Origin of the sequence: Streptomyces sp. Je 1-369, from assembly GCF_026810505.1 — a bacterium.
Lineage (GTDB): Bacteria > Actinomycetota > Actinomycetes > Streptomycetales > Streptomycetaceae > Streptomyces.
The window spans coordinates 5,995,840-6,008,931 of record NZ_CP101750.1 but is presented as its reverse complement, the minus strand read 5'-3'; the positions used below and the strand labels follow the sequence as shown (position 1 = coordinate 6,008,931).

Below are 13,092 nucleotides of genomic sequence, written 5' to 3'. Positions count from 1 at the left end.
TCGCGGTTGACCACTCAAAAGGGGTGTCATTCTCCAGATCAAACGGGCATCTGCTCGATGACACGCCGCTTGGACCCCTAGGATTCCCTCTATCACCTCACCGGTCTCATTCGACAGGAACCCCATGAGCGACACTTCCCCCTACGGCTTCGAGCTTGTGCGGCGTGGGTACGACCGCGCTCAGGTGGACGAACGTATCTCCAAGCTCGTCTCCGACCGTGACAGCGCTCTTGCCCGTATCACTGCTCTGGAAAAGCGCATCGAGGAACTGCACCTCGAGACGCAGAACGCCCAGGCCCAGGTCGCCGACGCCGAGCCGTCGTACGCCGGTCTCGGTGCCCGCGTCGAGAAGATCCTCCGCCTCGCCGAGGAGGAGGCGAAGGACCTGCGCGAGGAGGCCCGGCGCGCCGCCGAGCAGCACCGCGAGCTCGCCGAGTCCGCCGCCCAGCAGGTGCGCAACGACGCCGAGTCGTTCTCGGCGGAGCGCAAGGCCAAGGCCGAGGACGAGGGCGTCCGGATCGTCGAGAAGGCCAAGGGCGAGGCGAGCGCGCTGCGGGCCGAGGCGCAGAAGGACGCGCAGTCCAAGCGTGAGGAGGCCGACGCGCTCTTCGAGGAGACCCGCGCCAAGGCCGCCCAGGCCGCCGCGGACTTCGAGACGAACCTCGCCAAGCGCCGTGAGCAGTCCGAGCGTGATCTGGCCTCGCGTCAGGCCAAGGCGGAGAAGCGCCTCGCGGAGATCGAGCACCGCGCGGAGCAGCTGCGTCTGGAGGCCGAGAAGCTGCGTACGGACGCGGAGCGCCGCGCCCGTCAGACGGTGGAGACCGCGCAGCGCCAGGCCGAGGACATCGTGGCCGACGCGAACGCGAAGGCGGACCGGATCCGTTCGGAGTCCGAGCGCGAGCTCGCCGCTCTGACGAACCGTCGCGACTCCATCAACGCGCAGCTGACGAACGTGCGCGAGATGCTGGCGACGCTGACGGGTGCGGCCGTGGCCGCCGCGGGTACGCCCGCGGAGGACGAGCCCATCTCCCGTGGGGTGCCGGCGCAGCAGACCCGCTGAAGCGCTCCGTCAGGACAGCGAGGCCCCCCGCCACTCCGGTGGCAGGGGGCTTTGTCCCGTTTTAGCGTTGCTGCATGATCGAGCTCGAGGGGCTGACCAAGCGGTACGGCGAGAAGGTGGCCGTCAACAACCTGACCTTCACCGTCCGACCGGGCATGGTCACCGGCTTTCTCGGGCCGAACGGCGCGGGCAAGTCCACCACCATGCGCATGCTGCTCGGCCTCGACAACCCCTCGGCCGGGTCCGTCCGCATCGACGGCCGGCACTACGCGCAGCTGAAGGACCCCCTCAAGTACATCGGCGCGCTGCTCGACGCCAAGGCGATGCACGGCGGCCGCAGCGCCTTCAACCACCTCCTCTGCCTCGCGCAGAGCAACGGCATCCCGCGCGCCCGCGTCACCGAGGTCCTGGACACCGTCGGCCTGACCGCCGTCGCGAAGAAGAAGGCCAAGGGCTTCTCGCTCGGCATGGGCCAGCGCCTCGGCATCGCCGGGGCGCTCCTCGGCGATCCCGAGATCCTGATGTTCGACGAGCCCGTCAACGGTCTCGACCCCGAGGGCATCCACTGGATCAGGAACCTGATGAAGTCCCTTGCCGGGCAAGGGCGTACGGTCTTCGTCTCCTCGCACCTGATGAGCGAAATGGCGCTCACCGCCGACCACCTCGTCGTCATCGGCCAGGGCCGCCTCCTCGCCGACACGTCGATGTCCGACTTCATCCGGCAGAACTCACGGTCGTACGTCAGACTCCGCTCCCCGCAGCGCGAACGCCTCCTCGACGTCCTGCACGCGGCGGGCGTCACCGCCGTCGAGGCGGGCAACGGGGCCCTCGAAGTGGACGGAACGCCGCCGGAGGAGCTCGGCGAGCTCGCCGCGAGCCATCAGCTGGTCCTCCATGAGCTGAGCCCTCAGCAGGCCTCCCTGGAAGAAGCCTTCATGCAGCTCACCGCCGAGTCGGTCGAGTACCACGCGCACACGGACAACGGAGCGGCACCACCACCACCGTCGCCGCCCGGCGGCTGGGGCGAAGGCTGGCAGCAGCAGCGGAAGGGGGCCTGAGCCATGGCCGCGGCACAAGTGCTGAGATCGGAGTGGACCAAGATCCGCTCGGTCTCGTCGACCATCTGGACGCTCGGCCTCACCTGCGTCGTCACGATCGCGCTCGGCATGGTGATCAGCATCCTGTCCAAGAACGACTACGACGGACTCGACGCCAAGGACAAGCTGACCTTCGACGCGACGTACATCAGCTTCGCCGGGATGTCCCTCGGCCAGCTCGCGATGATCGTGTTCGGGGTGCTCGTCGTCGCGAACGAGTACAGCACCGGCATGATCCGCACCTCGCTCGCGGCGGTCCCGCAGCGCGCGACCTTCCTGTTCGGCAAGATCGCCGTGGCGACGCTGCTCGCCTTCGTGGTGGGCCTGGCCACCAGCTTCCTCACGTTCTTCGTGGGGCAGGCGATGCTCGGCCCGTACAAGGCGCACCTCGGCGACCCCGGCGTGCTGCGCGCCGTCATCGGCGGCGCGCTCTACATGACGCTGATCGCGGTCTTCTCGATGGGCGTCGCCGCGATGCTGCGCAGCCCGATGCTCTCCCTTGGCATCCTGATGCCGTTCTTCTTCCTGATCTCCAGCATCCTCGGCAACGTCTCGGCGACGGAGAAGATCGGCCGCTTCCTGCCCGACCAGGCCGGAAGCAAGATCATGCAGGTCAAGCCGCCGTTCGACGACGACACCCCGTACGGGCCGTGGGGCGGGCTCGCGATCATGCTGGCGTGGGTGGTGCTCGCGCTGCTCGGTGGGTACGTACTGCTGAAGAAGCGGGACGCGTAGCGGTACTCCAGGGGGGCGCGTGTGACGGCACAGGACCGCGGGCTCGCGGCGCTCGGCCTCGCCGGGGTGCCCGCGCTGCAGCCCCTCACCTACCCGGGCCCACCCGTCACCGCGCCCGCCCTGCTGACCGGCACCGAGCTGCTGCCGCTGCGCACGCGCCCCGGCGGACTCGGCACGTGGCCCGTCGAGACCGCCGCCGGAGTTCACCGCACGCTGGACGACGTCCTGGACGCCCTCGGGCAGGTACCCGTCGCCGGACGCCACCCCGTGCTCGCCGTCGGCTCGAACGCCTCCCCCGGCCAGCTCGCCCACAAGCTCGGCAGGCTCGGCATCCCCGGCACCGTGCCGATGGTGCCGGTACGGCTGCGCGGCCTCGGCATCGGCTGCTCGGCGCACATCGGCCGGGCCGGATACGTGGCCACCGCGCCCTACGCACGCGCCGGGGAACGGCGCACCCTCGTCGTCTCCTGGCTGGACCCGGCGCAACTGCCCGCGGTCGACGCCACCGAGCTCCCCAACTACCGGCGGGTCCACCTGTCCGGGGACGCGTACGGGATGACCCTGCCGTCCGGCGAACCGCTCACCGGCGCGTCCGTCTACGTCAGCGCGCGCGGCGTCCTCGCCGACCCGCTCACCGGCCTGCCGCGGCCAGGCGGCGGCGATCAGGCGGCGCTCCTGGACGCCCTGCTCGACGCGTCCACGCCGCTGCGTGAACTGCTCGGGCCCGACGCGGCCACCTGGGTGCGCAGGGCGGCCGCCGATCCGGAGCTGCGCGCGCGGGGCACGCTGCTCTTCGCCGAGGAGGGCTGGGTGCTGCCCTGGACGGATCTACCCCACCCGTCCGCATGAAGCGCCGGTTTTACTTGCTCTTGGCTGGAACCGTCAGCTCACCGTTATCCTCCTAACCCTTACGGGGGCGTGTGCCCCGACGTCCTGAACCATTCGATGGGTGCGGAGAATGATCGAGGCAGTCGGCCTGACGAAGCGCTATGGCGCCAAGACAGCCGTGTACAACCTTTCCTTCCAGGTGCGGCCCGGAACCGTCACCGGCTTCCTCGGGCCGAACGGCTCCGGCAAGTCGACGACGATGCGCATGATCCTGGGGCTCGACGCGCCCACCAGCGGGCAGGTGACGATCGGCGGCTATCCGTACCGGAAGCTGCCGAACGCGCCGCGCCAGGTCGGTGCGCTCCTCGACGCCAAGGCCGTGCACGGTGGCCGGCACGCCCGCAACCACCTGCTCTGCCTCGCGCAGCTCTCCGGCATCCCGGCCCGCCGGGTCGACGAGGTGCTCGGCGTCGTGGGTCTGCAGGACGTGGCGAAGAAGCGCTCCAAGGGCTTCTCGCTCGGCATGGGCCAGCGCCTGGGCATCGCGGCGGCGCTCCTCGGCGACCCCCAGGTGCTGCTCTTCGACGAGCCGGTCAACGGTCTCGACCCCGAGGGCATCCTCTGGGTCCGCAACCTGATGAAGTCGCTCGCGGCCGAGGGGCGCACGGTCTTCGTGTCGTCCCACCTGATGAGCGAGATGGCCCTCACCGCCGAGCACCTGATCGTGATCGGCCGCGGCCAGCTGCTCGCCGACATGAGCGTCAGGGACTTCATCTCGCACAACTCCGCGGACTTCGCGCGGGTGCGGACGCCGGACGGCGAGACCACGGGACGCGAGAAGCTGACGGCCGCGCTGACCGAGGCGGGTGGCCAGGTGCTGCCCGAGCAGGACGGCGCGCTGCGCGTCACGGGTCTGCCGCTCCCCCGCATCAGCGACCTCGCACACGGCGCGGACGTCCGCCTGTGGGAGCTCTCCCCGCACCAGGCCTCGCTGGAAGAGGCGTACATGCGGATGACGCAGGGCGCCGTCGACTACCGCTCCACGGTCGACCAGCGCGCCGGGTTCCAGCAGGACATGCCGCCCGGCGCCCTGCCGCCCGGCCAGCAGCCGCCCGTGCCCGGCCAGGGCCAGCCCGGCTGGTACGCCCCGCCGCCGCCCCAGCCCGGCGGGCAGCCGTTCGCGATGCCGCAGCAGGGCGCGCCCGGGACGCCGAACCCCTACGCCGCCGCTCCCCCGCAGCAGGCCCCGGCAGCGGCGCCCGCGGCCCCTGCCGCCGCTCCCGCCCCCGCCCCCGACATGACCAAGCGCGACAGCGAGGACCAGCGATGACCACGCCTCCGACTCCGCAGCAGCAGCCGCAGGCGCAACCCCAGGCGCAGCCCCAGCAGGCGTACGCACAGGCGGGCGCCCCGATGCAGGGAGCTCCCCCGCAGGGAGCCCCGATGCAGGGTGCCCCCGTGGCCCCCGCACCCGCAGCCCCCGCGCCGCCCTCCGCCTGGCAGCAGGCGATGGCGAACGCCTACACCTCGCCGATCCCGGTCAAGAAGACCCACCTCGGCAACGCCCTCTCCTCGGAGTGGACGAAGATCAAGTCGGTCCGCTCCACGGTGTGGACCCTGGGCATCTTCCTGCTCCTGGTCATCGGCATCGGCCTGCTCGCCGTGGCCAACACCGACCCCGTCGACTACGCGGACATGCCGTTCACGGTCCCGGCCTTCTTCGGCCTGATGCTGGGCCAGATCTGCCTGATCACGCTGGGCGTGCTCGTCACCTCGTCCGAGTACGGCACGGGCATGATCCGTACGACGTTCACCGCGTCGCCGCAGCGCCACCGCGTCCTCACCGCGAAGATCCTGATCTTCTTCGTGGTCGCCTTCGTCGTGTCCGCCGGATCCATCCTCCTGGTGGGCCTCGCGGCGTCGGCCGCCAACAGCGGCCCGGAGGCGGGCGACCTCCCCTGGGCGGGGTCGGTCTTCAAGGGCGGCCTGTACGTCTCGCTGCTCGGTGTGCTCGCGCTCGCCGTCGGCTCGATGCTGCGGCACTCCGCGGGCGCCATCACGGCGATGCTCGGCGTGGTGCTGCTGCCCGCCATCCTGGGCGGGTTCCTGATGATCTGGGAGAGCACCCAGCCGCTCGGCGAGAAGATGAACGACTACAACGCCATCACGGCCCTCGCCAAGATCTTCGGCGCGGACGACACGGGCGCCAGCGGCGGCTCGCAGCTGACGCTGCTCGTCGTCATCACGCTGGTCGCCGTCGCCGGCGCGTTCGCGCTCCTGGAGAAGCGCGACGTATAGCCGTACGGCCGCAAGGCGTACGAGGTACTAGTACCTCGGAGCGTTACGGGACCGCTGCACCCGCGTGGTGCGGCGGTCCTTCGCGTTCCAGCACGCCTTGTGCCAGTGCCTGCGCTCGTCCACCCCGGAGTGCTCGGGCCAGGCCACCACGTGCGCGAGGCCCGACGGGATCTCCTGGTCGCACCCCGGGCAGCGGTACCGCTTGCCCGCCGCGCTCGCGCCCGCGACGTGGCGCACGCTCCACTCCTCGCCCCGCCAGCTCTCGGCGCGCTGGAAGCCGCCGTACCGACCGGAGGGCTCCGCGCCCGCCGATGTGAATGAGCTCGGCTCTCCGGCGCCCTTGGGGCGGTTGCGACGCGGGGACACGGAAACACCTCACGGGCTGTACGGCGGTCAGGGGTGTGACCAGCCTACGCGCCGCGCCGTGGGGTACCCGGCCCGCACCGACGACCTCGGATCCCGTCCACTGCACGGAAAATCAAACAATCTTCTTGCCAGCCGTGCCTTTGGCACGTGTCACGCGTTGTTGCCCGTAGGGGGAGTGCCTGCGTCGGCGTCAAGGAGGCAGGAGTTCGATGCGAGTAGGTAGTTTTGTTCTGGCCGCCCAGTTCCCCGGGCAGGGGCAGGGGGAGGCGCTGCACCGCGCGGTGCGGTCCGCCGAGGTGGCCGAGGAGGCGGGGCTCGACGCGGTCTGGCTCGCCGAGCACCACTTCGTGCCGTACGGCACGTGTCCGTCGGCGGTGACCCTCGCGGCGCTGATCCTCGGACGGACGCAACGGATCCACGTCGGCACGGCCGTGAGCGTCCTGCCGACCGCGCACCCCGTGGCGCTCGGCGAGCAGGCGGCGCTGCTGCACGTGACGACCGGCGGCCGGTTCTCGCTCGGCGTCGGACGTGGCGGCCCCTGGGTGGACCTGGAGGTGTTCGGCGCGGGCCTGGCGGCGTACGAGAAGGGGTTCCCCGAATCCCTCGACCTGCTGCTGCGGTGGCTGCGGGAACCCCGCGTCGGCGGCAGCGGCGACCGCTTCGCGTTCCGCGAGGTCGCCGTGGTGCCGCGCCCGCAGGAGGCCCTGAACGGCCAGGGCGCCGAAGGACCCGAAGTGGTCGTCGCGTGCACCTCGCCGTCCAGCGTGCGGCTCGCCGCGCAGCGCTGTCTGCCGATGCTGCTCGGCATGCACGTGGGCGACGACGAGAAGGCCGAAATGGTGGCCTTGTGGAATCGCCACGCGCGTGCTGCCGGGCATCCGCCGGAGAAGGTTTCCGCGGCACCCCACGTATCCGCCGGAGTCGCACAGGTCGCGGACCGTCGGCTCGACGCGGCCGAGGCATTACAGAAGGCGATGCCGGGGTGGCTGAAGCAAGGGCTGGACGCCCATGTGACCGTGGACGGCAGGCACCGCGCCATGCGTGACCCCGCGGCCTACACGGAACTGCTCTGCGGGCTGCACCCCGTGGGCACCCCGCAAGTGTGCGCCGACCGTCTCGCCGCCACCGCCGAGCGCACCGGCATCACGCGCTTCGCGCTGCTGGTGGAGGGCTCGGGCGACCTCGCGGCCACCGAGGAGAACGTGCGGAGGCTGGGCACCGAGGTGCTGCCCCAGCTCCGCTGAGCGCCTGGCGAGCTGCCGCTCCTGACACACCTCCCGCGTACGGAGCGGCAGCAACAGGCGTCAGCAGTCCCGGAGTTCGGGCGACTGGTTGAGCAGCTGGCCCCGGATCGAGGTGAAGCGGGCGAGCCGGTCGTCCACCGCCGGGTCAAGCGGGAACACTGCCACGCGGTGACAGTTCTGGAATGCCAGACGCACTCCGAAATGCCTCTGCAGAGCACCGCGAATCGCGTCACTCGCGAGCGCGCGCAGCAACTGGCCACGCGCCTGCTCGTCCGGCGGCGGGGTCTGGTTGTCGGCGAACTCGCCGCCGTCGACCTTCAGCTGGGCCACCAGGGAGCTGATCATCTCCCATGCGTAAGGCAGGGAGGTCCGGACGCAGTCGACGAATTCTGCTTCGTCCACCTCGCCTCGCTCGGCCTGTTCCAACAGTGCCGGTGAGACGTCGAGCGACATGGGTTCTCCTCTCGCACCCCCGGGGAGCGGGGGCCTACGGACAGGGATGGAGTCCGCCTACGCAGCGTGCACGGATGACGACCTCTAGCTTCTACGGTAGGCACCGGGCGGTGCGGGCACCAGGAGATTGGGCGCATAACCGGCCAGGATCGAACAGGCCCATCGACGGACAAGTCGCCTCTTCAGCGCGGGGGTGCCGGGAGCGGGCCGGGCGAATCGCGTACACCGCCCCGAGTCGAGTAGCGTTGCGCCCCATGCGTCTCGTCATTGCCCGATGCTCCGTGGACTACGCGGGCCGGCTCACCGCCCATCTCCCGTCGGCGCCCCGTCTGATCCTCGTGAAGGCGGACGGCAGCGTCTCGATCCACGCGGACGACAGGGCCTACAAACCGCTCAACTGGATGTCTCCGCCCTGCACCCTGAAGGAGGGGACCGGGGACGACGCGGGTGTGTGGACCGTCGTGAACAAGGCGGGCGAGAAGCTCATCATCACGATGGAGGAAGTCCTGCACGACTCGTCGCACGAGCTCGGTGTGGACCCCGGCCTCATCAAGGACGGCGTGGAAGCACACCTTCAGGAGCTGCTCGCCGACCGGATCGAGACTCTCGGTGACGGATATACGCTCATCCGCCGCGAGTACATGACGGCGATCGGCCCGGTGGACATCCTCTGCCGCGACGCCGACGGGCAGACCGTCGCCGTCGAGATCAAGCGCCGCGGTGAGATCGACGGCGTCGAGCAACTCACCCGGTACCTCGATCTGTTGAACCGCGACCCGCACCTGGCGCCGGTCAAGGGCATCTTCGCCGCCCAGGAGATCAAGCCGCAGGCCCGCGTCCTCGCCACGGACCGCGGCATCGGCTGCACCGTTCTGGACTACAACGCGCTGCGCGGCATCGAGGACGACAAGCTGCGGCTGTTCTGAGACAGGAGCCGACCCCCGTCAGACCCTGTCCTCGGCCCCCGGGCCGCTCGCCGAGTTCGAGTTGTCGGGCGAGGTCGGCGGGGACTCCTCGTCGGGAGGGGTCGTCGGCGGGGTCGTGGGCGGGGTGGTCGGCGGAGTCGTCGGGGGTGTGGTCGGCGGGTCCGTCGGCTTGTCGGTCGGCTTGGTGGGCTTGTCCGTGGGCTTGGTCGGCTTGTCGGTCGGTTTCGTCGGCGTGTCCGAGGGCTTGGACGGAGTCTCCGACGGCTCGTCGCTCTCGCTCGGCTTGTCCGACGGCTTGCCGCTGTCGCTCGGCGTCGGGCCGTCGGAGGTGCCGCTGACGCCGTCGTCGCCGGGGGTGTCGGAGCGGCTCGTGGAGTCCTTCCGCGGCTCGTCGGCGGTGAGGCCGCCGTCGTCGCGGTCCTCCTTCGCCGACTGCTCCGTCTTGACCTTGTCGTTCGGCGGGTCGTTGTCGTCGGACGTGGCGCCGAGCGTGACGACGGTGCCGAGGACGGCGACGAGGAGGGCTCCCGCGCCCGCCGCGACGAGGTTGCGGCGGGTGCCGCTGATGACGGAGCGGCGGCTCGGCGCGGGGCCCGCACCGGGCACGGGCGTCGCCTTGCTGGTGACGAGCGTCTCCGGCTCCGGGGGCGGCGTCGGCAGGGCGAACGCGGCCGCGGACGGCGTGAACGTGGCGGGGATGCCGCCGGGCGGCGACGCCGATTCCTCGTAGCGCGCGTCGGGCACCTCTTCGCCCGCGGCCGTGCGCCCGCCGGGCAGCGCGCCGCCCGAACGGTCGGCGACCAGCGCGAGGGCCCTGCGCCCGGAGATCATGCCGCGCTTGTCGGCGAGTGCGCCGCGCAGGGCTATGGACGCCTCCAGTTCGGCGCGGGCCCGGTCGAGCTGTCCGCCGCAGAGCGCGAGGACGCCCAACTCGTGGTGGAAGTACGCCTCTTCGGCGACCTCGCCCGCGTTCCGTGCCGCTTCCTGGCCGGAGCGCAGGGCACGCTCCCATGCGCCCCAGTCGAGCCCGCCGGCGAAGGCGGGCGCCGCGGTGCGGGCCAGCAGTACGGCCGCGCCGCTCTCGGTGGCGACCAGCGCGGCGAGGGCGGCCTGCACGGCGTCGGACTCGGCGGCGACCCGCTCCGGGGTGACGGAGGGGTGCCCTGACCACCAGGCGTAGTGCTGGGCGGCGCCCAGGGCGTACTCGGCGGCCTCCTCCGCGTACCCGACGGCCTCCAGCTGGGTGCGGACACCGGCGGCGAGGCGGTAGTGCGCGCCGACCGGGGTGACCAGGGCGCAGCTGACCAGTTCGGCGAGGGCCGCGTCGGCGTGGGTGTCGCCCACGAGGGCGGGCAGGTGCGCCTGGTGCGGGAGTTCACCGCCGAGGGCGACGGCGAACTTCAGGGTGGCGCGGGCGGACGGGCTGAGGCGTGAGGCGAGCAGGGCGGCGGGCGCGGCGCCGTCGGCGAGCGAGGGCAGCGGCACGTCGTGCTCGTCGGCACCCGAGTCGAAGGGCGCGTCGACGGGGGTGTCCGCGTAGTAGCCGTGCTCCTCGAAGGCGTGCGGGTCGGCGCGGAGCTGGTCGCGCTGGCGGAGCAGTGCACCGGCCTGGACGAAGCGCAGCGGGAGGCCTTCGGACTCGAACCACAGGTCGCCCGCCCAGTTGGCCTCCTCGTCGTCGAGGACGCGGCCGACGGCGCGCTCCAGGAGTTCGAGGCCGCCGCCGCGGCCGAGTCCGCCGAGGAAGACCTCTTCGAGGGGGGAGTCGGCGGACGGCGCGGCCACGTCGGGCGTGGCGGCGACGAGGAAGGCGCATTCGGGTGTCGCGTCGAGCAGCTCGTCGAGGGCGGCGCCGCCGAATTCGAGGTCGTCGAGGACGACGACGGCGCCGATCTCGCGGACGTGTTCGAGGAGCTGGGCGCGTTCGGGGCGGTGCAGTGGCGCGTCGTGGACGGCGGCGAAGAGGTCGTGGAGCAGTTCGCCGGGTGCCCTGCGGTAGCCGGAGAGGCGGACGACGCCGTCGGGGGCGAGGTCCGCGCAGTCGTCGGCGACGGCGTTCAGGAGCGCTGTGCGGCCCGAACCGGCGGGTCCGGTCAGTCTGACGGAGCGGCCGCGTGCGAGGAGCCGTACGAGCCGCTCACGCTCTTCCTGGCGCTCCAGGAGCGGCAGCCTGGGCAGTGCGGGTCCCGGCGGCACGGGCGGCATCGAGGCGCGGCGCAGCTCGGCGCGGTCGGCGGCGGAGCGCTTGCCGGGTGCGGCGGGCCGTTCGCCGGGCGGGCAGGGCTCGATCTCGCTGCCGTCGACGGGGTTGACGGTGAGCAGGAAGTCGCCGGAGACGAGCTGGACGGTGCGGGCGAGCGCGGGTGCGGGCTGCCCGAAGTCGGCTGTCAGAGGGTCGCGCGGCCGCCCGGGGCGTGCCGAGCCGTCGTCGTCGATGCCGTCGTGGCCGTGCTCTTCGGATCCCCGGTTCATCGGGTCCATGGTCCTAGCCCCCCAGATGCGTGGTGTGCAGAGCCCCCTCCGGCCTTCGTGCACACTGCGCTGTCGCTTCTGGTCCGGCGCCCCCGTGCGGGTCCGTATATCGGTGGCCACCGAACCCTAGACCTTTGCTCAGTATCTACGGGAGGGCGGGGTACCGCCCCGTCCGAGACGTCACAGGTTCGTGAGGATTGTGCGGTCAGACTCTGGGGAGCGATTCGACTCCGATGCCGCCCTCGATGGCGAGGATGCGGTGCAGCCGGGTCGCCACGAGGAGGCGCTGCATCTGCGGCGGCACGTGGCGCAGGACGAGTCTGCGTCCGCAGCGTCCCGCGCGGCGGTGGGCGCCCATGATGACGCCGAGGCCCGTGGCGTCCCACGAGTCGAGTTCGGACAGGTCGAGCACCAGGTCGCCGGCGCCGTCGTCGACGGCCGAGTGCAGGACCGTGCGGGCGTCCGCCGCGCTGCGTACGTCGAGGCGTCCCCCGACGACCAGCTGGGCCTGGTCGCCCCTGATGTGCATATGCGCTCCCCGAGAGTGCTGTGTCTGCTGTGACGCCCGATACGTAGGGCGTCTGCGTATGTCACTGCAACTGACTGCCCCGTGGGCGAGGAAGTTGCCGTCTGTAAGCGAACCGATACCGAATTCACTCCGAGGGGTGACCCGCCGGGCGCCGGAGCGTCCGACGGGGCGTCAGACGGCGTACGTCAGTGCTGGTTCAGTGCTTGTAGAACCCTTGCCCGCTCTTGCGCCCGATGTCACCGGCGTCAACCATCCGGCGCATCAGCTCCGGCGGCGCGAACTTCTCGTCCTGGGACTCCGTGTAGATGTTGTCGGTGGCGTGCAGCAGGATGTCGACGCCGGTGAGGTCGGCGGTCGCGAGCGGGCCCATGGCGTGGCCGAAGCCGAGCTTGCAGGCGATGTCGATGTCCTCGGCGGTGGCGACGCCCGACTCGTAGAGCTTGGCGGCCTCGACGACGAGCGCGGAGATCAGACGGGTCGTCACGAAGCCCGCGACGTCGCGGTTGACGACGATGCAGGTCTTGCCGACGGACTCGGCGAACTCACGGGTGCGGGCGAGGGTTTCGTCGCTGGTCTTGTAGCCGCGTACGAGCTCGCAGAGCTGCATCATCGGGACGGGCGAGAAGAAGTGGGCGCCGACGACGCGCTCCGGACGCTCCGTCACGGCCGCGATCTTGGTGATCGGGATGGCGGAGGTGTTGGAGGCGAGCACGGTGTCGTCGCGCACGAGCTTGTCGAGCGTACGGAAGATCTCGTGCTTGACCTCGAGCTTCTCGAAGACGGCCTCGACGACGATGTCCGCGTCGGCGACGGCGTCCAGGTCGGTGCTGGTCGTGATGCGTCCGAGCGCGGCCTCCGCGTCCTCGGCCGCGAGCTTGCCCTTGCTCACGAACTTGTCGTACGACGCCTTGATCCCGTCGGTGCCGCGGGTCAGGGCCTCATCGGTGACGTCGCGCAGGACGACGTCCCAGCCCGCCTGGGCGGAGACCTGAGCGATGCCGGACCCCATGAGTCCGGCTCCGATGACGGCGAGCTTCCGTGCCACTGTTCCGACTCCCCTACCGCTTGTCACGCTTGGCTTGCA

13 protein-coding genes are annotated in these 13,092 nt (G+C 71.3%); 8 read left to right on the top strand and 5 right to left on the bottom strand.

What is annotated here, in order from left to right; genetic code table 11:
* Positions 1–124 precede the first annotated feature (124 nt).
* The 6 genes from NOO62_RS27420 to NOO62_RS27395 all read left to right on the top strand — a co-directional run bounded on the left by NOO62_RS27420 (position 125) and on the right by NOO62_RS27395 (position 6,018).
* Positions 125–1,060 carry a cellulose-binding protein gene (locus NOO62_RS27420; RefSeq protein WP_268773499.1) on the top strand — a complete coding sequence of 312 codons (936 nt, stop codon included), beginning with the start codon at positions 125–127 and terminating at the stop codon, positions 1,058–1,060.
* 74 nt (positions 1,061–1,134) lie between these two features.
* Positions 1,135–2,118 (top strand): ABC transporter ATP-binding protein, encoded by a 984-nt coding sequence (locus tag NOO62_RS27415; protein ID WP_268773498.1) that lies wholly within the window; start codon positions 1,135–1,137, stop codon positions 2,116–2,118.
* 3 nt (positions 2,119–2,121) lie between these two features.
* Positions 2,122–2,892: an ABC transporter permease gene (locus tag NOO62_RS27410; RefSeq protein WP_268773497.1), complete on the top strand. Its 771-nt coding sequence runs from the start codon at positions 2,122–2,124 to the stop codon at positions 2,890–2,892.
* A 21-nt stretch (positions 2,893–2,913) separates the two neighbouring features.
* The gene (locus NOO62_RS27405) at positions 2,914–3,741 is read left to right on the top strand and encodes a hypothetical protein (protein ID WP_268773496.1); all 828 of its coding nucleotides are present in this window, start codon (positions 2,914–2,916) and stop codon (positions 3,739–3,741) included.
* 109 nt (positions 3,742–3,850) lie between these two features.
* Positions 3,851–5,050 (top strand): ABC transporter ATP-binding protein, encoded by a 1,200-nt coding sequence (locus NOO62_RS27400; RefSeq protein ID WP_268773495.1) that lies wholly within the window; start codon positions 3,851–3,853, stop codon positions 5,048–5,050.
* Between the two features lie 113 nt (positions 5,051–5,163).
* A complete protein-coding gene (locus NOO62_RS27395) occupies positions 5,164–6,018 on the top strand; it encodes an ABC transporter permease (protein ID WP_398975631.1) in 855 nt (284 codons plus the stop codon).
* Between the two features lie 27 nt (positions 6,019–6,045).
* Here the strand turns inward: NOO62_RS27395 and NOO62_RS27390 are convergent, their stop codons facing one another.
* Positions 6,046–6,384 carry an ATP/GTP-binding protein gene (locus tag NOO62_RS27390; RefSeq protein ID WP_268773493.1) on the bottom strand — a complete coding sequence of 113 codons (339 nt, stop codon included), beginning with the start codon at positions 6,382–6,384 and terminating at the stop codon, positions 6,046–6,048.
* A 209-nt stretch (positions 6,385–6,593) separates the two neighbouring features.
* Between NOO62_RS27390 and NOO62_RS27385 the strand changes: the two genes are divergently transcribed.
* Positions 6,594–7,628, top strand: coding sequence for an LLM class flavin-dependent oxidoreductase (locus NOO62_RS27385; RefSeq protein WP_268773492.1), 1,035 nt, complete (start codon positions 6,594–6,596; stop codon positions 7,626–7,628).
* A gap of 60 nt (positions 7,629–7,688) precedes the next feature.
* On the opposite strand, the gene NOO62_RS27380 is transcribed toward NOO62_RS27385, so the two are convergent.
* Positions 7,689–8,081, bottom strand: a complete 393-nt coding sequence (locus NOO62_RS27380; protein ID WP_150172297.1) for an SCO5389 family protein — start codon at positions 8,079–8,081, stop codon at positions 7,689–7,691.
* A gap of 254 nt (positions 8,082–8,335) precedes the next feature.
* Here NOO62_RS27380 and nucS point away from each other — a divergent pair, with 254 nt between their 5' ends.
* On the top strand, positions 8,336–9,007 hold the full coding sequence (gene nucS, locus NOO62_RS27375; protein ID WP_268773491.1) for an endonuclease NucS: 672 nt from the start codon (positions 8,336–8,338) through the stop codon (positions 9,005–9,007).
* A gap of 18 nt (positions 9,008–9,025) precedes the next feature.
* On the opposite strand, the gene NOO62_RS27370 is transcribed toward nucS, so the two are convergent.
* The 3 genes from NOO62_RS27370 to NOO62_RS27360 all read right to left on the bottom strand — a co-directional run bounded on the left by NOO62_RS27370 (position 9,026) and on the right by NOO62_RS27360 (position 13,053).
* Positions 9,026–11,488: an ATP-binding protein gene (locus tag NOO62_RS27370; protein WP_268773490.1), complete on the bottom strand. Its 2,463-nt coding sequence runs from the start codon at positions 11,486–11,488 to the stop codon at positions 9,026–9,028.
* Between the two features lie 196 nt (positions 11,489–11,684).
* Positions 11,685–12,008, bottom strand: coding sequence for an STAS domain-containing protein (locus NOO62_RS27365; RefSeq protein WP_055696792.1), 324 nt, complete (start codon positions 12,006–12,008; stop codon positions 11,685–11,687).
* 196 nt (positions 12,009–12,204) lie between these two features.
* Positions 12,205–13,053, bottom strand: coding sequence for a 3-hydroxyacyl-CoA dehydrogenase family protein (locus tag NOO62_RS27360; protein WP_268773489.1), 849 nt, complete (start codon positions 13,051–13,053; stop codon positions 12,205–12,207).
* Positions 13,054–13,092 lie beyond the last annotated feature (39 nt).